Here is a 20479-nt window from a genome sequence, read left to right as displayed (position 1 = left end):
ATTGATTTAACGGCTTTGATAGATAATGGTAAATCAATAGCCACAGTAAAAAGAATGCCTACCAACCTGCTATTTTGGCACAGCCTGACTTAGAATAAATCCTCTTGGCCTGTAATCAGCGCCAAATGCCGGTTTTTCAGCCAAAAGGGCCCTATTTTTATGCTTTTCACCTTAAAAAAGTTTGTTGGCGGCTTATTAATGCCCCTGCCCTTGTTACTCATCATCATGGGGCTGGCACTAATTTTATTGTGGTTTACCCGCTGGCAGAAAAGTGGCAAAACACTTTTTGCGTTGAGTTGGCTGGTATTATTGCTTATTAGCCTGCAACCTGTCGCTGACCGCCTGCTATTGCCACTGGAAAAGTCATACCCGACTTATCAGGGAAACGACCCAGTAGATTACATTGTTGTGCTCGGCGGCGGCTACACGTTTAATCCGAATTGGGCACCAAGCGCCAATTTATTCGCAAATAGCCTGCCAAGAGTCACTGAGGGTGTCAGGCTGTATCGTGCACATCCTAACGCAAAAATGGTTTTTACTGGCAGTGCGGGTCCGAACAACCAAAGCAGTGCAACAACAGCAGCTCAGGTGGCAGAAAGCTTAGGTGTTCCGGTGGCGAATATTATTGCGTTAGAGCAACCGAAAGATACCGTTGAAGAAGCCGCGGCGGTGGCCACTCTGGTGGGTAATAAACCATTTTTGCTGGTCACCTCGGCAAATCATCTGCCCCGAGCGATTAAATTCTTTACCGCCATTGGGTTACATCCAATCCCCGCGCCTGCAAATCAGTTAGCCATCACCACGCCACTGCATAGCTGGGAGCGTGCTATTCCAGCAGCGGCTTATTTAGGCCACACCGAGCGTGCCTGGTATGAAACATTGGGGCTGTTGTGGCAAAAATTAAGCGGGGATAGCAAGGATGAATAATTTTGCTATTAATAACTCATTGTCACCCGTCAATATCCAATAGATTTCGAAATGCAGGAAGGCGGCAAGGGAAAAAATCCCGATGAGCTTACTTATTTTTTAAGATCAAGACCAGTAAGTGATTCGGGTTATTGAGCGCAGCCAACACACCAGCAACTTGAAAGATGAAGGATATTAATCTAGCCAAGGGAGAAGTTGCCTGGCGGCATTATCAAATACAGCACGATCCAGATTCCCGGTATGGATGAAGCGGGCCACCAGTTCCCAAAGGGTATAGAGCCATCGGCGGGCAACAAAGGATTCAGAGACCGGTGCTTTATTGAGATAACGATAGAATAGCTGACTAGGCATGCCCTCTTCGCTGAGGCGGAACAAGTCATACTCTCGTGGAGCCCACAACATCGGACCAGGATTAAGCATCGCTAGCAACTGATCGCTGCGCGCATCTTTTAACATGCTGCGGAGAGTCAGGTTGCCGTGCACCAGCACTGAGCTGTCATCAAAACCGGCAAAAAGTGCCGTTAATGACGCCTTCGCACGGTAAAGTATTGCACGGTCTTCCAATGTCATAACCGGTGAATTCATATTAGACAAGGTCGCCCACAACACTTCAACTCGTTGCTGATACCAACTGAACCAATCATTTTCCTGGGTGCTATCAACATTACCCACACAACCGTGGCTATCAATGCGGTGCCATGCCAGCACACCTTCAACTATCTGATCCATCAAAGCATCCCAGCGCTCCCCCGTCCGAGTCGGTGCCTCCACCGAAACACCACGTAAACGCTCCATCAACAGAATTTCTTTATACGGGGATTGGTGGGTCATCACCAGTCCGTACACTGTGGGTAACCGGATATCACCTTCCCGAGCCAGCATGGAAAGTTTATACGCCTCTTGCTGTGCAATCCCCTGACAAACATAGCTCTTCGCCAGTAATGGGATTGCCTGCCCCTGCTGGTTATACATCGCGTACAGGTGGGCATAGGGCTGCTCGCTGATACGTTCGAGGCGGGTGATAGATTCCCCGAGCACCACACTTAATTCAGCTTTCAGTTGTTCCATTATGCTCAGTCCAATTATCTGGCGAAATTGATGGTTCATAATGGGATGACGGGCGGGAGATTTCCAGAATGCAGATCAACTATTATTGATAATAAAAATCAAACTATCGGATACAAAGTAAAAACGCCAGGCCCAATTGGACCTAGCGCAAACAGTTCGGTGCCCGTAATGGTTACTGATGAAGCATGATAGCGCGCACCCGATCCAGATCAGCCTGAGTATCAACCCCAACCGTGGGTATCGCTTTTGCTACCGCGACGTGGATCTTTTCGCCATACCACAGTACTCGAAGTTGCTCTAATAGCTCGATTTGTTCGAGTTTGCTCGGCGCCCAATTAACATAACGGCGGATAAAACCTGCACGATAAGCATAGATACCAATATGGCGTAAGAAACAATCACCGATAGTCTCTTTTGACTGAGCAAAACGCTCTCTTTCCCATGGGATCGCCGCGCGGGAGAAATAGAGCGCGTAGCCTTGCTCATCCATCACCACTTTAACCGCATTAGGGTTAAATGCTTCTTCGCTACTTTCAATCGGCACCGCTAATGTTGCCATGCCAGCACGACAAGCGGCCAGATTATCAGCCACCTGACAGATAATTACCGGGGGTATCAGAGGTTCATCCCCTTGGACATTTACGATAATATCATCATCGGCAAAACCATATAGTTCAATAACTTCGGCTAAGCGCTCGGTGCCAGATTGATGATCGGCACGGGTCATACAGACCTCACCACCGGCAGCCTCAACGGCTCTCACCACCTCAGGATGATCTGTTGCCACAATCACCCGTGACGCGCCCGACGCCTTTGCTCGTTCCATCACATGAACTACCATCGGTTTGCCCGCAATATCAGCCAATGGCTTGCCGGGTAACCGGGTTGAAGCATATCGAGCGGGAATTATAGCGATGAAACTCATGCGTGCTTCTCATCAATTGACAGTGGGCGGGCTTCATTCTCCAACAATACCGGAATACCATCGCGCACCGGGTAAGCCAGATTGTCAGCTTTACATACCAATTCAAGGTTTTCTTTATTGAAATACAACTTGCCGTTGCAAACCGGACAGGCAACGATCTCGAGTAAACGGTGGTCCATACATCCTCCAGAATGGAGTTTAGCCAGCAGGAAAGTGCTCGAGGATACCATATCTGCTGAGGCAGGTTAACTGTACCGATGCTGCCTGCGCTATCAGCGATTAATAACAAGGAGTTATGTTAATTAGCAACTACATAAGTAAATATAGATAGCTATCTCGTGGGATAAATGCTGGTTTTGTTATTGATATGTTGAATAGCGAAGAGTAGAATTTTGTGATTCACATCACATAAATAGGCATATTGAGTAAGAGATGAAAGTATTCCATAAAATTATTGCGCTGTTTGCTAACTTCAGCAACTAAGCCGCATAAAGACAAATAGAAGCACCTGCAAAAGCTGCCCGGCGACAAAGCAACCTGTCGAATAGAGGCCAAAAATACCCAAGGGTATAAATACAAACGGCTACCAAAAGGTAGCCGTTTGCTTAGAAAACGAGTTGATCGTCGTCGTTTACTTAGAAAGCGATCACATCTGCTGCTGACGGCCCGTGAATACTACGATAAGTAGAGAATTCAACGTCCTGCCCTTCACTGAGTGATTTATTTTTGGTGTTGGCGATAGCCGTCTTGCTGACATACACATCCAAACTACCATCGTGTGGCGAGATGAAACCGTAACCTTCTGATTGGTTGAACCATTTCACGCGACCCATTTTTAACGTCATAATAAATTTCCTTTTACTGGGCATCCTAACAACTCATTTTTATTTATTGTTTAGATGCAGTTGCCCATCCTAAAGTTTTCTGATTAAACCTCTATGAGCTTGATTTTATGAAAAAACCCGCATAAGTGCGGGCTTTAGAATTTTGCTATCCAGATCGATGATTAGCACATCGGCATCATCACTTTCTAAGATAATCTAAACATTATTTCTCTTAAATTACAGAGCAACAACGTTTGCAGCAGCCGGCCCGCGCGGGCTGTCTTGGATGGTATACTCAACACGCTGGCCTTCAGCCAAGGTTTTGAAACCATCAGTTGCGATCGCGGAGAAGTGAACAAACACATCTTTACCGCCATCATGCTGTTCAATAAAACCAAAACCTTTGCTTTCGTTGAACCACTTAACCTGACCTGTCTTCTTAGACATAAACTTCACCTTCAACTTCTTCTTTCAAATAACATTAAATCTGCCATAAGGCACTCGCGCTATGAGTAATAGCGGGCCTGCATCAGAACATTACTTATGGGAGTTACTATCAGAGATACTGGAAGGTTCGTCTTTGGATCGGCATCAACAAGATAACGTCTGGGAGGAACTGCTTTACTTTAGTCTCGAACACTCTTACACATAAATAGGTCTGTAGCACAGGCCAGCGGCTATTAACTCATAAAATACCATGCCGCGCAACTATTTTATCTGGGAAGGTAGTTCAGTAAGTAGCATCAATGGGATGCCACGCATAAAAAACCAATATTCTCCACTGCTTACCCCATTAATTATCGATATCAATCTAGACTAAAAACTGAATAAGCATGAAGGAGCTATCCGATTATGACTCACCCACTGTTTGTCCACCCCGATGAGATTCGCGCCAGATTCTCCAGTGCCATGTCGGATATGTATCAGGATGAAGTGCCGCTATACGGAGCCTTGTTACAACTGGTTGCTGATATCAACAACCAAACTATGGGTCAGCAACCGGAACTTACCCGCCATTTACGCCGGACCGGAGAGATTGAGCGCCTGAACATGGAACGACACGGTGCTATCCGAGTGGGAACCGCCGCTGAACTTGCGACCCTGCGCCGCCTGTTTGCGGTGATGGGTATGCTGCCTGTTGGTTATTATGACCTGGCCCCGGCTGGGGTTCCGGTTCACTCGACGGCATTCCGCGCTGTCCATGAAGCTTCGCTGCAAACTTGCCCATTTAGAATTTTCACCTCATTATTGCGCCTTGAATTAATTGAACAACCAGAGCTGCGGCAACAAGCTGCCGATATTCTGGCAAAAAGAGTGATATTTACTCCACGGGCTATCGAATTAATTACTCAGCATGAAATTTCCGGCGGGCTGACCAGCAATGAAGCCGATGACTTTATTGCTCAGTCATTAGAGACATTTCGCTGGCATAATCAAGCGACAGTAAGTGCTGATGTTTACCAACAACTGCACGATCAGCATCGTTTAATTGCCGATGTGGTGGCTTTCAAAGGACCCCATATTAACCACCTAACGCCACGAACGTTGCATATCGATGCCGTACAAATTGCGATGCCAGAACATCAGATTACCCCCAAAGCGGTGATCGAGGGGCCACCTCCGCGCCGCTGTCCAATATTATTACGGCAAACCAGTTTTAAAGCCCTTGAGGAACAGGTTTCGTTTGTCGCAACAGATGGTCGACTCACTCGAGGGCATCACACCGCCCGTTTTGGTGAAATAGAACAACGGGGGGCAGCGCTGACAGCGAAGGGGCGTAATCTCTATGACTGCCTGCTACAGGCGGCACAAGATCAACTACAGGTTCCCGTAAATGAAAAAAAAGCCCTGCAATACATGGCGATTCTCAAGGAGAAATTTAGCCAGTTCCCAGATGACTACCCGACAATGCGCGCTGAACAGCTCGCTTTCTTTCGCTATTTCCCTACCGAGAGAGGGCTAAGTACCCTTACTGAATCAATGCAAAACCTGACATTAGACCAATTGATTGACGGGGAATTTATCCAATATGAGCCGTTAGTTTATGAGGATTTTCTCCCCGTCAGCGCAGCAGGTATTTTTCAATCAAATTTAGGGGACAGTGGTCACAGCCAGTTTGCGGGGCACTCCAGCAAGCAGGATTTCCAGCGGGCGCTGGGAGCCACGGTAATTGATGAACTACAGCTATATGAAGAAACCCAGCAGCGCTCAATTGTGGCATGCGCGGCATCCCTCAAGCTAACACTGCTGAGTCTATAAAGTGGGCTACTTGGTGTGGCGTGATAATGCCTGAATGTTCAACAGCAATTGTTCAGCCTGATCCGGCGGTAACTGTGCATCTACCGGCAGGTACCACCAATTAGGCTGAGCAAAAGCCCGGCACTTGACTGCATCTTTTTCAGTCATCAATAATATTTGCGGGCCACTCGTTAGCGGACTAAGTTGTGCTAATGAATAATCCTGATGGTCAGCAAAAGCATGCTTACTCTTAGGCTCAATACCCAGTAAATTCAGGGTAGTAAAGAACCGAGGAGGATGACCAATACCCGCCATTGCAACGACATGCTGGAGTTGCTGTGCGGGTAACCGCTCACCGCTAACCAGATTGACGGCCTGCCGCGCCACCAACTGCATCGGTATTTCTCCGCTGGCGGCAATACCACCATTGGTAATTACCGCATCCACTGAGTGCAAACGCCCCGCCCGTTCACGCATCGGGCCTGCCGGTAACCACCAACCATTACCGAAACGACGCACACCATCGATCACCACCAGCTCAAAATCACGCTGTAGCGCATAATGTTGCAATCCATCGTCGGTGATGATGAAGTCCAAAGTGTGAGCTTTTAGTAACGCTTTGATGGCATCTGAGCGCTTTGGTGAGACAGCGACCGGTGCCTGAGTACGTTGATATATCAGAACCGGCTCATCACCTGCCTGCACCGTGGATGTCTCATTGGATAGCAGTAGCGGATACACCGTAGATTTGCCCCCGTAGCCACGAGACACCACCCCAACACGGTAACCCCGTAGTTTTAGCTGTTCCACTAACCAGATTACGACCGGTGTCTTACCATTTCCGCCAGCAGTAAGGTTGCCGACAATAACCACCGGGACCGGTGAGCGCCAAGCAGAACGCCAGCCAAGAGAGTAACTGGCCCGGATAAGTGCTGTGACCGCACCGTATAACCAAGATAGTGGCAGCAGTAGCAGATACAGCCGAGACCGCCCAGACCAGATACGCTCAATCATTGGCCAAACTGCATACGATTAAGTTGGGCATAGGCACCATGTTGCGCCAACAACTCTGCATGTACACCACGCTCGACAATGCGCCCCTCTTCAATGACCAAAATTTCATCGGCTTTTTCAATCGTAGATAAGCGATGGGCAATAACCAATGAAGTACGGTTTTTCTGCAACTCATCCAATGCGGACTGAATCGCCCGTTCAGATTCAGTATCCAGCGCTGAGGTAGCTTCATCCAGAATCAATATCGGGCAATCTCGCAATAACGCACGAGCGATAGCGATACGCTGACGTTGCCCACCTGAGAGCATCACACCGTTCTCACCAATAACAGTATCAAGGCCAAATTCCATTTTATTGATAAAATCCATGGCATATGCCATTCGGGCGGCTTCTTCGATTTCAGCGCGGCTATAGTGCTCGTCACGGGCATAAGCGATATTATTGGCAACCGTATCATTGAACAGATGAACATTTTGCGACACCAAGGCGACTTGGTTTCGCAAGGCACCAAGCCGATAATCACGCAAATCGTGCCCATCCATCAAGATACTGCCTTCGCTGACATCATAGAACCGGGTCAGTAAATTGGCGATAGTTGACTTACCTGAGCCTGAACGCCCTACCAATGCCACGGTCTTACCCGCTTCAATGTGCATATTGATATCATTCAGTGCTGGGGTGTCTTTGCCTGGGTAGTAGAAAGTGACATGGCGGAATTCTATTTCGCCTTTAGCCCGCTCAACTTCCAGTTTCCCCTCGTCTTTTTCCTGTTCCATATCCAGAATAGCAAATAGCGTCTGACAAGCTGCCATCCCGCGCTGGAACTGTGCATTCACATTGGTAAGGGACTTCAACGGGCGCATCAGAGCAATCATTGCCGAGAACACCACAGTGATGGTACCCGCTGTCAGAGTTTCCATCACACTAGGGAAACTTGCCGCATACAGCACAAACGCCAACGCAAATGAAGCAATCAACTGAATGATGGGATCAGAAATGGAAGAAGCAGAAACCAGCTTCATCCCCTGCTGACGCATGCGATTACTGACGGTATCAAAACGCTCGGTTTCAACTTTCTGGCCACCAAAGATCAACACTTCTTTGTGCCCTTTCAGCATTTGCTCTGCACTGGTGGTCACTTCTCCCATGGTGCTTTGCATATTTTTACTGATATTACGAAAACGCTTAGAGACTAACCGGATAGAAACAGAAACAATCGGTGCAATGACGATTAAAATCAGCGACAACTGCCAGCTGTAATAAAACATCATGATAAACAAACCGATAATAGAGGCCCCTTCACGCACCACTGTAACCAATGCGCCAGAAGACGATGCCGCTACCTGCTCAGAATCATAGGTAATACGGGACAACAACGTGCCAGTCGATTGCTGGTCAAAGAAGGATACCGGCATCCCCATCATATGGCTAAATAAGCGGCGACGGATGAACATCACGACTTGACCAGAGACCCATGAGATACAATAGCTAGAAATAAAGCCGGTTATTCCACGAACCACCATCAAACCGATAACAGCCAACGGCATCCATTTTAAAATTGAGCTATTCGCTTTACCAAAACCATCATCGAGCAAAGGTTTCAGTAACGACAGCATAAACGTGTCACTGGCGGCATTAAGGATTAATGCTATCGCCGCGACAACAAGACCGGTCTTATAAGGAGAGATCATTGGCCAGAGGCGACGGAACGTCTGCCATGTGGATAGATCTTTATCATTCATCATGCAAATACCAGCACCAGAAGAAATAGCGGCCCATTCTACTCATTATGGCCTCCAACGCCAAACCGCTGGTGATACCAACGTGGCATTATTTGTTCCCGATAGCCCCTAATTTGCCAACTATCGCTGTAAAAATACACAGTTAGCTGTCCGGATACCGAGGTATCACGCCAAATAATGCTATTTTTTTGATAGCGTTTAATCACTTTTTTAGCTGGCAGGTGCCATTGGTTATAGCGTGCAGCGGAAGCAAAAGCCAATTCTGGCTTCACTGCCCGCAAAAATGGGCCGGTTGAAGAGGTATTGCTGCCATGGTGGGGAACTTGCAGCAATGTTGAGGCTAGCTTAGCACGATAATTTTTAACTAACTGCCGCTCTCCCCGTGTTTCAAGGTCGCCCGTCAATAACAGACTGTGTTTGCCATCATCAATGCGAATAACACATGAGTCATCATTTTGGGCGTTAATCACATGAGTTCTTGGCCATAAAACCTCAAAATTTAAATTTTGCCATTGCCATTTCACGCCTTGCTGACAGGGCAAACCCGCTATCGGGCCAGTTAAGGAGAAAGGTGCACGGATTTTCGCCTGCGGGAATGCCGCCTTTAACTCAGCTAGCCCTCCGGTGTGATCAAGATGATCATGGCTAAGGATAATTTGCTCAACCACAATGCCCCGCCAACGTAAATAAGGGAGAATAACCGCAGCTGCCATGCTACTGGTGTGCCAACGATTGCCCGTATCAAAGATAATTGCTTTCCCTGCGCGTTCTATCACTATTGCCAGACCGTGCCCAATATCCAACATATCAACACGCCAGCGATAATCATCACGCCGCTGAGTGAATAACACCAAATTGACACACAGGACTACCACCCCAATTGGATAGCTGCGCCACCACTGAAAACGCCAAATAAGTATTACCAGCCACCCCGCATAAGCCACGGCAACGGATGCTAACCCAGTATGCAACCAACCGGTTTTTAGATGATTGAGTGGCCAGAGTACCGCGCAAAGCGATATATCGGCCAAGAACCAAAACAGGCCAGCTACGGTAGGCAATGGTATGCAGGCCAAGGCCAACAATACGCAAGGCACAGTAAGCAGGGATATGATAGGCACTGCCCACAAATTTGCAGGGATAGAAAACAAGCTGACGCCATGAAATAGGCCTATCTGCAGTGGCATCAATAGTAGCATCATACCAAATTGTAAATGGAACCAGCGGATAGTCAGCCCAAGCCATCCGCCCCTAAAACGCTGAGTAATTGGCACCCAATAGAACCAACATATCAGACTGAATACCGCCAGACAGGAGAGCCAAAAACTGTCTGATAGTACCGCCAGTGGTTCACTAAGTAATATTAACGCCAACACCCAGAGCCAGAGCCACACTTGCCAGGCGCTGCATAAAATACCGAACAACCTCAGCAGTAACCATAGGGTTAATGCTATAGCCGCCCTCATCGCGGGTGGATTCGCACCCGCCAACCAAACATAAACCATTGCCACAAACCAGCCAATCAGCAGCGGGAACACGGGCCCTACCCAACTAACGGGTAGAAAGAACTGGATCCCACGAGCCAGTATCCCGCCAAACAACGCCGCTAGCCCGATGTGCAAACCCGATATCGCCATCAGGTGCGCCGTTCCGGTATTACGAAAAAGTGCCCACTGACGTGTGTTCAACTGTTCTCTTTCACCAAAAGCTAAAGCTAGCAGTATCTGCCGCTGGTCATACTGCTGTAGCTGCTGTTCAATAACACTGATGGCCCGCTGGCGGAGATTACAATGAGCATCACGCAATTCAGCCTTAATCACTCGCCCTTGCAATAGACGCTGGTTGGCTATAGCCCAGCGTTGGCTATCAACCCCCCCTTCATTGAGTAAGCTATGCACCGCCCGCATTCGTAGCCTCAACACCCATTGCTGCCCAGCACAATAGCGCTCAAGCTTCTCCGGCCACTTTACTGATACTTGTAACGGTCAACTAAAACCGGACACGGATTTAGGCACATTGCTGTAGTCGGCGTTCATATTCATCCGGCGATATATTTCCCAGCCGATAATGCCGCCTTTTCAGATTATAAAAACTGTCAATATAATCGATAACATCAGCGATACCCTGACTTCGGGTTTCATAACGACGATAGTTAACCCTCTCAGCTTTCAGGCTGCGGAAAAACCTTTCCGTAACAGCATTATCCAGGCAGTTACCTTTTCGGCTCATGCTACCTGTAACATCCAGCTCCTGCTGGCAGCATTGGAACTGCGCGCTGGTATATTGCGACCCTTGATCGCTATGGAACACCACAGACCCTGTGGGTCGTCGTTTATTGACCGCCAGCCTTAAGGCCCGGACAGTCAAGTCGCTGTCCGGTTTATCTGAGAAGGCCCAACTCACTATTTTTCTTGAACATAAGTCCATCACGATAGCCAGATATAACCAGCCCTGAGCGGTACGCAGATAGGTAATATCACCTGACCACCAGGTATTCAATGTCTCTGGATTAAACTGCCGGTTCAACAGATTAGCGGCCACGACAGCGGGTTTTCCACCGCGTGGATAGCGATGACGCCCGGGCCGTTTAGCTACCAGTAATAAGTTTTTCATTATCTGCCGAACGCGGTATCTGCCCACGTTAAAACCTTGTTCCCGTAACTCGATGCACATGCGCCGGCTGCCATATGTGGCATCCATTTCAGCGTGAACATGCTTAGCCGCCGCGTGCAACATCAGAACATCGGGCTTGATCATTAGCCGACGACTACGGGCATAAAATACGCTGCGCGTGAGCGATAAGCAGCGGCATACCTGTTGGATATTTGCACCGACCTTCTTCAGTTTCACCGCGACTTTTTGTCGTTGTTCATTTCCATGGCGAAGAAGGCCGAAGCCTTTTTTAACAGGTCATTGTCGCTCTGCAACTGCCGTACCTGCTTTTCAAGTTCTTGTATTCGCCGTTGTTCCGGTGTTATAGCACTGGCTATCGGTGTATTTCCGCGGATCTCTCCGCGATACTGCCTTAGCCAGCGTTGTAAGGTTGAAAGGCCAATATTCATTGTTTCAGCGGCCTGAGTCACCGGGTACTTATGTTGAAGAACCAGATTGATGCACTCTTGTTTAAACTCATGAGTAAATGATTTTTTTCGCATTCTCACCTCGTTAGTGTTGCTCATTATATCTCTAACAAAGTGTCCGGAATGATTAGACCACTACAACTGCAATCGGCGGAAATACTCTTTGCCCATTAACTTGCTGAATGCCCAGCAGGACCTTATTCCCTTCTCCCCATGTCAGATAGGCATTCTTTATAGTGGCGATAACTTGCTGCTCACCTTGAGTTAACGCCTCAATTTGCATTAATACCCTATTTCCGTGCCAACTTCCCCACGCAAAACTGATGATGACTAATGCCACGCATTGCCAGTATATGCGCCCACTTAACCATACCAGTCCCCCCAACACTAGCAGCCCCACAATGATGAGAGTTCCTGGCAACTGAGGTAGAAAAATAAGAGGTAAGAAGCCAATGGCAATAGCGGCCGCAGCATGATCGATTGATAAAGTGATAAGAAGCCATCCCTTGTATTACTGCCAGATAGCCTCATTGCCATCCGCTTGCCTCATCGTGAATATGTTGATTTTCTCTGTTGATGGATGATGCAGCCAGTACAAAAAGTGGAAGTTCAGAGCGGCTTCGCGGATAGTTTAATCTTGTTACATAGCTAACAACGCCTATGCGGAATGTATCGAAAATAAAGCTGAGCTTATTACAGGTAAAAGGGAGATAGAGATAGAGATAGAGATAGAGATAGAGATAGATGAGGGTATTTGAATAAGTGAATAAACAATATTTAATCTATTCGTTATAAGGTTTTAATATATATTCAGCTAATTTTAGCGCGTGACATTAGAAAGAAAAAAAGAAAAACGGTGCCATTAGGCACCGTTTCTTATCAGCGTTTATACCTTTTATAATCAGCGTCATAGCAGTATTAGCTATGACACCAATGATTTAGGTATAGATAATAACGCGGTAAGTTGTAACCAACTTAACCGTAGATATTAGCGCGATCACGCAATTCTTTACCTGGCTTAAAGTGTGGAACGTACTTACCTTCCAATTCAACTTTAGCGCCAGTCTTTGGATTACGGCCAACACGCGGAGCACGGTAGTGAAGAGAAAAACTGCCAAATCCTCGGATCTCAATGCGCTCACCTTCAGCTAGTGTTCCAGCCATATGTTCAAGCATTTCTTTCACTGCATCCTCAACGGCTTTAGCCGGTACATGAGATTGCTGGCCAGCAAGTCTTTCAATAAGTTCAGACTTGGTCATATTACCTCCAAGCTTTGCAGCTAAACTACCGTATAGGGGCGGAAAAACCGCCCCCCGTTATTACTCGCCTTTTGCAGCTTTGAACGCTTCTGCCATTGCGCTAGAGAAGTTACCTTCTTCTGGCTTGTTGTTAACTGTAGCAATAGCATCTTTCTCATCAGCTTCGTCTTTAGCACGAACAGACAGGCTGATTACGCGGTTTTTACGGTCAACGCCAGTATATTTGGCTTCAACTTCATCACCGACGTTCAGAACCAGCGTCGCATCTTCAACGCGGTCGCGAGTTGCTTCGGAAGCACGCAGATAACCTTCTACGCCGCCTGCCAATTCAACTGTAGCACCTTTAGCGTCAACTGCAGTTACTTTACCAGTAACAATAGCACCTTTCTTGTTAACAGACAGGTAGTTATTGAACGGGTCTTCTGCCAGTTGTTTCACGCCCAGGGAGATGCGCTCACGTTCTGCGTCAACTTGCAGAACCACAGCTGCGATTTCGTCGCCTTTCTTATATTCACGAACTGCTTCTTCGCCTGCAACGTTCCAGGAGATGTCAGACAGGTGAACCAGGCCGTCGATGCCGCCGTCCAAGCCGATGAAGATACCGAAGTCAGTGATAGACTTGATTTTACCTTCAACGCGGTCGTTTTTGTTGTGAGTTTCTGCAAACAGCTGCCATGGGTTAGATTTGCACTGTTTCAGGCCCAGAGAAATACGACGACGTTCTTCATCGATGTCCAGAACCATAACTTCCACTACGTCGCCAACGTTAACAACTTTAGACGGGTGAATGTTTTTGTTGGTCCAATCCATTTCTGAAACGTGTACCAAACCTTCAACGCCTTCTTCGATTTCTACGAAGCAGCCGTAATCAGTCAGGTTAGTTACACGACCAGTCAGCTTGGTGCTTTCTGGGTAACGTTTAGCGATAGCAACCCATGGATCTTCGCCAAGCTGTTTCAAGCCCAGGGATACACGAGTACGTTCGCGGTCGAATTTCAGAACTTTAACAGTGATTTCGTCGCCCACATTGACGATTTCGCTTGGGTGTTTAACACGTTTCCAAGCCATGTCAGTAATGTGCAGCAAGCCATCAACGCCACCCAGATCAACGAATGCACCGTAGTCAGTCAGGTTCTTAACGATACCCTTAACTTCCATGCCTTCTTGCAGGTTTTCCAGCAATTGATCACGCTCAGCGCTGTTCTCAGATTCGATAACTGCACGACGAGAAACAACTACGTTGTTGCGTTTCTGATCAAGCTTGATGACTTTGAACTCAAGCTCTTTGCCTTCCAGATGCAGAGTATCGCGAACTGGGCGCACATCAACCAGTGAACCAGGCAGGAACGCACGGATACCGTTCAGTTCGACTGTAAAGCCGCCCTTCACTTTGCCGTTGATCACACCAGTAACGGTTGCAGCTTCTTCGTAAGCTTTTTCCAGCATCAGCCATGCTTCGTGACGCTTAGCTTTTTCACGGGACAGCAGAGTTTCACCGAAGCCGTCTTCAACAGCGTCCAGAGCAACGTCAACTTCGTCACCAACTTGAATTTCCAGTTCGCCTTGCGCGTTCTTGAACTGTTCTGCTGGAATTGCTGACTCAGATTTCAGACCGGCGTCAACCAGTACGATATCTTTATCGATAGAAACAACAACACCACGGACGATAGAGCCCGGACGTGTTTCAATTGTTTTCAGGGATTCTTCAAAGAGTTGAGCAAAAGATTCTGTCATGTTAATAATCTTCAGGATTCTTAAGTTTAACGTCCATCTAGCATCCCGCCGGATGGGGTTGTTTCACATGCCTCGCCACAGATCCTTGCAGCAAGGTTAAAGTGCTCATCAAAAATAATTTTAATTAAAAAATAAATCGTTGAGAGCTCAGAACTGACCGCATTGTCGTTATTTTTTCAACGGCAACGCTAAAATTCGTTGGGCATAAGCCAGCGCCTGTTCGATCACCTGCTCGATGGACATACTGGTTGAATCCAGTACCAACGCATCCGCCGCAGGGACTAAAGGTGCAATAGACCGGTTACGATCACGAGAGTCTCGCTCCTGTATCTCAGCCAAAAGACGTTCAAAGTTAACATTAAACCCCTTTTCCTGCAACTGTAGCATACGTCGGTGTGCGCGTTCTTGCGAACTTGCATCAAGAAATATTTTCACCGGCGCATCAGGGAAGACCACCGTCCCCATATCGCGACCATCGGCAATTAGGCCCGGAGCTTCACGAAATGCTCGCTGGCGGCGTAGTAATGCCTCACGGACTCGCGGGAAAGCCGCCGCCTGAGATGCAGTATTCCCTACAGTTTCGGTGCGGATTTCATTGCTGACATCCTCACCTTCTAAAATCACTTTTAACTGCCCATTCTGTGAGACAAAACGAACATCGAGATGTGCGGCAAGTGGAACCAATGCCTCTTCGGTGCTGATATCAACCTGATGATGCAGGGCTGCTAACGCCAAAACCCGGTAAATCGCACCCGAATCCAGCAAGCGCCAGTTCAACGATTCAGCCAAAGCTTTGCAAAGCGTACCTTTACCTGCACCACTTGGTCCATCAACGGTTATCACCGGGGCTATCGCCGTCATTTCTCTCTCCTTTCGGTAGGCAAAACCTCTTGTCTACCCAGCAGGGCAAACACAGGAGCAGCATTATACGCCGCATCGATGTGAACTGTTACCCTCGCGTGGTTCAGTTGCTGAAAATAAAACCATAAGCCGTGGCTGGAGTGTAGAAGAGATGTGAAAGATAGCCAGAAAAAACATTTATTCTTATTTGCCAATAAAGAAAAGTGCTATCCGTCTATAAAATAGGGAATGGGTACCGACTGGTACCCATTAGAGGTCAATAAATTCGGCGCAAAAAGGTCAGGCTGTCTGGCTCAGATTGGCCAATTGTTCAAAGTAGTCAGGGAAGGTTTTAGCGGTGCATTGAGGGTCAAGAATCGTCACCGGAGTATCAGATAACGCCACCAGTGAGAAGCACATCGCCATACGGTGGTCATTGTAAGTCCCTATTTCAGCGGCAATTAATTGCACGGGTGGCACCACACGAATATAGTCTTCACCTTCTTCAACTTCCGCACCCACTTTTCTCAGCTCAGTGGCCATCGCAGATAAGCGGTCAGTCTCTTTTACCCGCCAGTTATAGATATTACGAATAACCGTCGGGCCATTGGCAAACAGTGCGGTGGTAGCAATGGTCATGGCCGCATCAGGAATGTGATTCATATCCATATCGATACCCTGTAATTCGCCACGGCTACATTCTATATAGTCATCACCCCAGCTAATTTTTGCGCCCATTTTTTCCAGCACATCAGCAAATTTGGTATCACCCTGCACGCTTTTTTTACCGATACCCGTAACACGCACGGTGCCACCTTTAATTGCCGCGGCGGCTAAGAAATAGGACGCAGAAGACGCATCGCCCTCAACCAAATAAGTACCCGGAGTGCGATATGTCTGGCCGCTTTTTATATGAAACAGTTGATAGTTCTCATGCACCACATCAACACCGAAGGCTTTCATCAGATGCAGGGTAATATCGATGTATGGCTTAGAGACCAGAGTGCCTTGAATCTGAATGTCGGTATCTTGCTCAGCCAAGGGGGCAGTCATCAGCAATGCTGTCAGAAATTGGCTGGAGACACTACCATCAACGGTCAGTTTTCCACCACGGAAACCACCACGTAAGCGCAACGGCGGGTAGCTCTCTTGCTCCAGATAATCAATCTGCGCCCCGCCCTGACGCAAGGTATCAACCAGATGACCAATTGGCCGCTCTTTCATTCGCGGTTCACCGGTCAATACGATATCGCTGTTACCTAAGCAAAGTGCCGCAGCCAATGGGCGCATTGCCGTGCCCGCATTACCTAAGAACAGTTCCAAGGGTTGGGCGGCAACCAGCTTGCCGCCCACGCCATCTACTTCACATTGGGTACGATCAGCAGAAAGACGGAAATTCACCCCCAATGCCTGTAACGCATTGAGCATATGGCGAATATCGTCACTGTCTAACAAGTTATTCAACTGGGTTGTCCCTTCGGCCAACGCTGCCAGAAGAAGTGCACGGTTAGAAACACTTTTAGAACCAGGTAAGTTAACGGTGCCATTGATCAGGGCAATGGGTTGTAAAGTCAGGGATTCCAACATGGGAAAAGCACTCTCCAGTCTTCTGTGTGCAAATAAATATATTTTAAATAAAGGTGATAACTCCGTCTGAGCAGACAAACATCCGCCCAGAGCAATCAACCGTGGCGGCGTTCAAAGTCAGCCATAAAATCTGTTAAGGCTTTAACGCCTTCAATTGGCATCGCATTATAAATCGAAGCCCGCATTCCGCCAGCAACACGATGGCCTTTCAATGCTTGCAAACCCTGCTCTTGTGCCTCGCTAAGGAACACTTTATCCAAGGAGGCATCCTTCATTTGGAAGGGTACGTTCATCCAAGAGCGGTTGGCGTGAGCCACCTGATTGCGATAGAAGCCGGTCTTGTCGATCGCACCATACAAGAGTTCAGCTTTCGCCTGGTTACGTTTCTCCATTTCAGCCAAACCGCCCTGCTCTTTCAGCCATTTAAACACCAGGCCAGAGAGATACCAGGCAAAGGTTGGCGGCGTATTGAACATAGAGTCGTTATCAGCCAGCACCTTATAATCAAGGATCGATGGTAATTCAGTGCGAGCTTTACCTAACAAGTCGTCGCGCACGATAACCACTGTCAGGCCCGCTGGGCCGATATTTTTCTGTGCGCCAGCATAAATAACGCCATAACGACTGACATCAATCGGGCGAGAAAGAATAGATGAGGAGTAATCGGCAACGACAATTTTGTCGCCAAAATCCGGCTCTTCATTGATAGCCAACCCATCAATGGTTTCATTTGGGCAATAATGTACATAAGCAGCATTATCACTCAGCTGCCATTGTTTCATCGGCAAAATACCCGTTAGACCATTATCGTGGGTTGTCACATCGATAACGTGAGGAACACAGTATTTTTGTGCTTCGTTGATTGCACTGTGTGCCCAATAGCCGCCGTCAATATAATCAGCACTGTTGTTGGCGCCGAGCAAATTTAGTGGCACTGCGGCAAACTGCGCGCGCGCGCCACCATGGCAAAATAACACTTTATAATTGGCCGGGATTTGTAGCAGATCGCGCAGATCTTTTTCTGCTTCTTCAGCAACCTGAATAAATTCCTTACTACGGTGACTGATTTCCATCACCGACGTCCCCAAGCCATGCCAGTTACGTAATTCCTGTTCCGCACGACGTAAAACTTCAACCGGTAACATCGCAGGCCCTGCGCTAAAATTATAAACTTGTGTCATTTCCCCTCACCACACTCAACTGAGATTGCCATCGTTATCATTACTCGGTTTTATCATTCGAGTCCGCCTGCTGCAACGGTTATTCACTGGCAAGGGAGAAACTCTCACCCCCTGCGATAGCAGGCTGTGCGTTATCCTGTCATTAATTTGGAATTATTCACCAAAAGCTACCGAACCAAGGTGTTAGCGCACGATAGATGACTCATTTTGCTCGTTGATGGTCCAAAGCTTCAACCCAGTGGTGGTGACCACAACGTTGGCAGGTTTTCTCTGCACCGCTGGATAACGCCACTATCAGGCTGCACTGGCTACAGGCATACTCCGCAGGTTTTTCAATGGTGACCAAGGGGTTAACACAGCATTTAGGTAATACCGGCAAACCGGGTTTGACATGTTCTTGCGCGAAGAAAAACACACTGATTGCACCATTGACTTCCAGGATGGCCAGCCGTACCTGACCAAGATGCTCGACGCCTTGTTGGCGCAACTCCATAAAAAACTCATCATGGGTAATATTTTCCTGCTGCATGGTTTCCCAAACAAATATCCCATCACTGATGATGATCAACGGCTTCCCTTCCATCCACTGCTGTATTTTTTCGCTGCGTGACATCAAGAAAGTAGAGAGGCGGTACAAAATCATAATGCAGATAAATACCATTACGACTGGCAACATCGGCACATCTTCATAAAAAGTGACATCACCCGCAGCGGATCCCAATGTCAAAATGATCACGACTTCAAATAGCGACATCTGCCGCACGCCACGGCGACCACTCAGTTTGAGGAATAAAAAAACCAAGACAAAGGTGAATAAACAGCGCATGCCCACTTCGGCCAAGAATTCGATGGGGAATTTATCCAGTGCCATTCGTTTGAGATCAAATGTTTGCATTTATAGTTGCCCAATAACTTTTTGATTCATTAAAGATAGTCGCCGGACGGCATGGGTGGGTTTATTTCAGATTAGTGGTAATAAAGCAGATACGGAGGCCGAAGCCCCCGTCAAAGACTTATTGAATCAATATGCGTGGAATAGCTTTTGGATCTCTTGCGGTTTTTGCGTTTGGGTTAATGCCAATTGCAGCAACACACGTGCTTTTTGTGGATTGAGTGAGCCGGATGCAACAAATCCATATTTGGTGTCATCAACTTCTGCATCTTCCGTGGTAGAACCAGTAGGCACACGGGATGAACGCACAACAGCAACCCCACTGTGTGCTGCCGTTGCCAGCGTGTCAAAAACAGAATGATAGAGGTTACCGTTACCAACACCGGCACTGACAATCCCTTTATAGCCATCAGCAATCAGCGCTTTAGCCGGTAAATCAGAGGCATTGGCATAGTTATAAATAATGCCAACTTTTGGTAATTCACTCAGTTTGCTGATATCGAAAGCGGGTTGTCTTGGCGCGGGTTGGTGCAGATAATTCACTTTACCGTCATAAATAGACCCCAAGGATCCGGTATTCGGTGACTGGAATGTCTGCACCGAGGTGGTATTGGTTTTCATCACATCACGGCCACTTAGCACTTGGTCATTCATCGCTACCAGCACACCACGTTTAGCTGAATTGGCGTCACTGGCGACGACCACTGCATTATAGAGATTCAGCGGACCATCTGCACCCAGGGCAGTTGCCGGGCGCATCGCCCCAACCATCACCACGGGTTTATCGCAATTCACCGTTAAATCAAGAAAATAGGCAGTTTCTTCCAGAGTGTCAGTGCCATGCGTAATCACGAATCCGTCTGTTTTGGCGCAATCGGCATTAATTTTTTTCGCCAACTTCAGCCAGACCTCGTCATTCATATCTTGAGAACCGATATTAACCACTTGCTCGCCCTGAATATTGGCGATTTTTTTCATTTCCGGCACCGCGTTTACCAGGGCATCAACCCCCAATTTACCGGCTTTATAGTTAGATTTAGTGGCTGAATCTCCGCCACCGGCGATAGTTCCCCCGGTTGCCAATAGGGTGATATTGGGTAGAGCAAAGGCCGAACCGCTGATCCCTGCTAAGATTCCGGCTAAAACAGTTAGCTTTATAGATTTCAC

General features: G+C 47.7%; 19 protein-coding genes and 1 pseudogene. 2 read left to right on the top strand and 18 right to left on the bottom strand.

The window, feature by feature from the left end; all coding sequences use genetic code 11:
- Window positions 1–159 precede the first annotated feature (159 nt).
- On the top strand, window positions 160–927 hold the full coding sequence (gene elyC / locus V1955_RS08300) for an envelope biogenesis factor ElyC (RefSeq protein ID WP_083158445.1): 768 nt from the start codon (window positions 160–162) through the stop codon (window positions 925–927).
- 174 nt (window positions 928–1101) lie between these two features.
- On the opposite strand, the gene V1955_RS08295 is transcribed toward elyC, so the two are convergent.
- The 5 genes from V1955_RS08295 to cspE all read right to left on the bottom strand — a co-directional run bounded on the left by V1955_RS08295 (window position 1102) and on the right by cspE (window position 4191).
- Window positions 1102–1995 carry a YcbJ family phosphotransferase gene (locus V1955_RS08295; RefSeq protein ID WP_083158444.1) on the bottom strand — a complete coding sequence of 298 codons (894 nt, stop codon included), beginning with the start codon at window positions 1993–1995 and terminating at the stop codon, window positions 1102–1104.
- 172 nt (window positions 1996–2167) lie between these two features.
- Window positions 2168–2920, bottom strand: coding sequence for a 3-deoxy-manno-octulosonate cytidylyltransferase (gene kdsB, locus V1955_RS08290; protein ID WP_372569316.1), 753 nt, complete (start codon window positions 2918–2920; stop codon window positions 2168–2170).
- On the bottom strand, window positions 2917–3099 hold the full coding sequence (locus V1955_RS08285; protein WP_004700032.1) for a Trm112 family protein: 183 nt from the start codon (window positions 3097–3099) through the stop codon (window positions 2917–2919). Before V1955_RS08285 ends, kdsB begins: the two co-directional genes overlap by 4 nt.
- 456 nt (window positions 3100–3555) lie before the next feature.
- Complete coding sequence (locus V1955_RS08280) at window positions 3556–3765, bottom strand: cold-shock protein (RefSeq protein WP_005159937.1); 210 nt, start codon at window positions 3763–3765, stop codon at window positions 3556–3558.
- 216 nt (window positions 3766–3981) lie between these two features.
- Window positions 3982–4191 carry a transcription antiterminator/RNA stability regulator CspE gene (gene cspE / locus V1955_RS08275; RefSeq protein ID WP_032906172.1) on the bottom strand — a complete coding sequence of 70 codons (210 nt, stop codon included), beginning with the start codon at window positions 4189–4191 and terminating at the stop codon, window positions 3982–3984.
- A 405-nt stretch (window positions 4192–4596) separates the two neighbouring features.
- On the opposite strand from cspE, the gene hglS reads away from it, so the two are divergent.
- Window positions 4597–6003 (top strand): 2-oxoadipate dioxygenase/decarboxylase HglS, encoded by a 1407-nt coding sequence (gene hglS, locus V1955_RS08270; RefSeq protein ID WP_442820779.1) that lies wholly within the window; start codon window positions 4597–4599, stop codon window positions 6001–6003.
- 6 nt (window positions 6004–6009) lie between these two features.
- Here hglS and lpxK read toward each other — a convergent pair whose 3' ends face one another.
- From lpxK to ansB, 13 genes and pseudogenes are all read right to left on the bottom strand, one after another.
- Complete coding sequence (gene lpxK, locus V1955_RS08265) at window positions 6010–6996, bottom strand: tetraacyldisaccharide 4'-kinase (RefSeq protein ID WP_372569318.1); 987 nt, start codon at window positions 6994–6996, stop codon at window positions 6010–6012.
- Window positions 6993–8741: a lipid A ABC transporter ATP-binding protein/permease MsbA gene (msbA, locus tag V1955_RS08260; protein ID WP_083158440.1), complete on the bottom strand. Its 1749-nt coding sequence runs from the start codon at window positions 8739–8741 to the stop codon at window positions 6993–6995. Before msbA ends, lpxK begins: the two co-directional genes overlap by 4 nt.
- A 35-nt stretch (window positions 8742–8776) precedes the next feature.
- Window positions 8777–10723: pseudogene (locus V1955_RS08255) on the bottom strand (ComEC family protein); the annotation flags it as partial.
- A gap of 22 nt (window positions 10724–10745) precedes the next feature.
- Entirely contained in the window at window positions 10746–11588 is an 843-nt protein-coding gene (locus V1955_RS08250) for an IS3 family transposase (RefSeq protein WP_342222724.1), read from the bottom strand.
- Window positions 11585–11893, bottom strand: a complete 309-nt coding sequence (locus tag V1955_RS08245) for a transposase (protein WP_050136220.1) — start codon at window positions 11891–11893, stop codon at window positions 11585–11587. Before V1955_RS08245 ends, V1955_RS08250 begins: the two co-directional genes overlap by 4 nt.
- Window positions 11894–11945: 52 nt before the next feature.
- Window positions 11946–12218 (bottom strand): hypothetical protein, encoded by a 273-nt coding sequence (locus V1955_RS08240; RefSeq protein WP_442820778.1) that lies wholly within the window; start codon window positions 12216–12218, stop codon window positions 11946–11948.
- Between the two features lie 575 nt (window positions 12219–12793).
- Window positions 12794–13078 carry an integration host factor subunit beta gene (ihfB, locus tag V1955_RS08235; RefSeq protein WP_005184672.1) on the bottom strand — a complete coding sequence of 95 codons (285 nt, stop codon included), beginning with the start codon at window positions 13076–13078 and terminating at the stop codon, window positions 12794–12796.
- 60 nt (window positions 13079–13138) lie between these two features.
- Window positions 13139–14812 carry a 30S ribosomal protein S1 gene (gene rpsA / locus V1955_RS08230; RefSeq protein ID WP_004391091.1) on the bottom strand — a complete coding sequence of 558 codons (1674 nt, stop codon included), beginning with the start codon at window positions 14810–14812 and terminating at the stop codon, window positions 13139–13141.
- 168 nt (window positions 14813–14980) lie between these two features.
- Window positions 14981–15673: a (d)CMP kinase gene (cmk, locus tag V1955_RS08225; RefSeq protein ID WP_050084945.1), complete on the bottom strand. Its 693-nt coding sequence runs from the start codon at window positions 15671–15673 to the stop codon at window positions 14981–14983.
- 279 nt (window positions 15674–15952) lie between these two features.
- Entirely contained in the window at window positions 15953–17239 is a 1287-nt protein-coding gene (aroA, locus tag V1955_RS08220) for a 3-phosphoshikimate 1-carboxyvinyltransferase (protein ID WP_442820777.1), read from the bottom strand.
- Window positions 17240–17334: 95 nt separating this feature from the next.
- A complete protein-coding gene (gene serC / locus V1955_RS08215; protein WP_050084949.1) occupies window positions 17335–18420 on the bottom strand; it encodes a 3-phosphoserine/phosphohydroxythreonine transaminase in 1086 nt (361 codons plus the stop codon).
- A 202-nt stretch (window positions 18421–18622) separates the two neighbouring features.
- Entirely contained in the window at window positions 18623–19315 is a 693-nt protein-coding gene (locus V1955_RS08210; protein WP_083158436.1) for a DUF421 domain-containing protein, read from the bottom strand.
- Between the two features lie 126 nt (window positions 19316–19441).
- On the bottom strand, window positions 19442–20479 hold the full coding sequence (gene ansB, locus V1955_RS08205) for an L-asparaginase 2 (protein WP_083158435.1): 1038 nt from the start codon (window positions 20477–20479) through the stop codon (window positions 19442–19444).

Origin of the sequence: Yersinia sp. 2545 StPb PI, from assembly GCF_052217125.1 — a bacterium.
GTDB lineage: Bacteria > Pseudomonadota > Gammaproteobacteria > Enterobacterales > Enterobacteriaceae > Yersinia > Yersinia enterocolitica_E.
Note: the sequence above shows the minus strand (reverse complement) of the source record. Positions and strands in the feature narration are given on the sequence as shown.

What these genes read in the sequence shown, in the direction of transcription:
- V1955_RS08285 (WP_004700032.1), bottom strand. Translation starts at nt 3,099, where the DNA reads ATGGACCACCGTTTACTCGAGATCGTTGCCTGTCCGGTTTGCAACGGC.
- V1955_RS08245 (WP_050136220.1), bottom strand. Translation starts at nt 11,893, where the DNA reads ATGCGAAAAAAATCATTTACTCATGAGTTTAAACAAGAGTGCATCAAT.
- aroA (WP_442820777.1), bottom strand. Translation starts at nt 17,239, where the DNA reads ATGTTGGAATCCCTGACTTTACAACCCATTGCCCTGATCAATGGCACC.
- hglS (WP_442820779.1), top strand. Translation starts at nt 4,597, where the DNA reads ATGACTCACCCACTGTTTGTCCACCCCGATGAGATTCGCGCCAGATTC.
- msbA (WP_083158440.1), bottom strand. Translation starts at nt 8,741, where the DNA reads ATGATGAATGATAAAGATCTATCCACATGGCAGACGTTCCGTCGCCTC.
- V1955_RS08295 (WP_083158444.1), bottom strand. Translation starts at nt 1,995, where the DNA reads ATGGAACAACTGAAAGCTGAATTAAGTGTGGTGCTCGGGGAATCTATC.
- V1955_RS08210 (WP_083158436.1), bottom strand. Translation starts at nt 19,315, where the DNA reads ATGCAAACATTTGATCTCAAACGAATGGCACTGGATAAATTCCCCATC.
- cmk (WP_050084945.1), bottom strand. Translation starts at nt 15,673, where the DNA reads ATGACGGCGATAGCCCCGGTGATAACCGTTGATGGACCAAGTGGTGCA.
- rpsA (WP_004391091.1), bottom strand. Translation starts at nt 14,812, where the DNA reads ATGACAGAATCTTTTGCTCAACTCTTTGAAGAATCCCTGAAAACAATT.
- cspE (WP_032906172.1), bottom strand. Translation starts at nt 4,191, where the DNA reads ATGTCTAAGAAGACAGGTCAGGTTAAGTGGTTCAACGAAAGCAAAGGT.
- elyC (WP_083158445.1), top strand. Translation starts at nt 160, where the DNA reads ATGCTTTTCACCTTAAAAAAGTTTGTTGGCGGCTTATTAATGCCCCTG.
- ihfB (WP_005184672.1), bottom strand. Translation starts at nt 13,078, where the DNA reads ATGACCAAGTCTGAACTTATTGAAAGACTTGCTGGCCAGCAATCTCAT.
- kdsB (WP_372569316.1), bottom strand. Translation starts at nt 2,920, where the DNA reads ATGAGTTTCATCGCTATAATTCCCGCTCGATATGCTTCAACCCGGTTA.
- lpxK (WP_372569318.1), bottom strand. Translation starts at nt 6,996, where the DNA reads ATGATTGAGCGTATCTGGTCTGGGCGGTCTCGGCTGTATCTGCTACTG.
- serC (WP_050084949.1), bottom strand. Translation starts at nt 18,420, where the DNA reads ATGACACAAGTTTATAATTTTAGCGCAGGGCCTGCGATGTTACCGGTT.
- V1955_RS08280 (WP_005159937.1), bottom strand. Translation starts at nt 3,765, where the DNA reads ATGACGTTAAAAATGGGTCGCGTGAAATGGTTCAACCAATCAGAAGGT.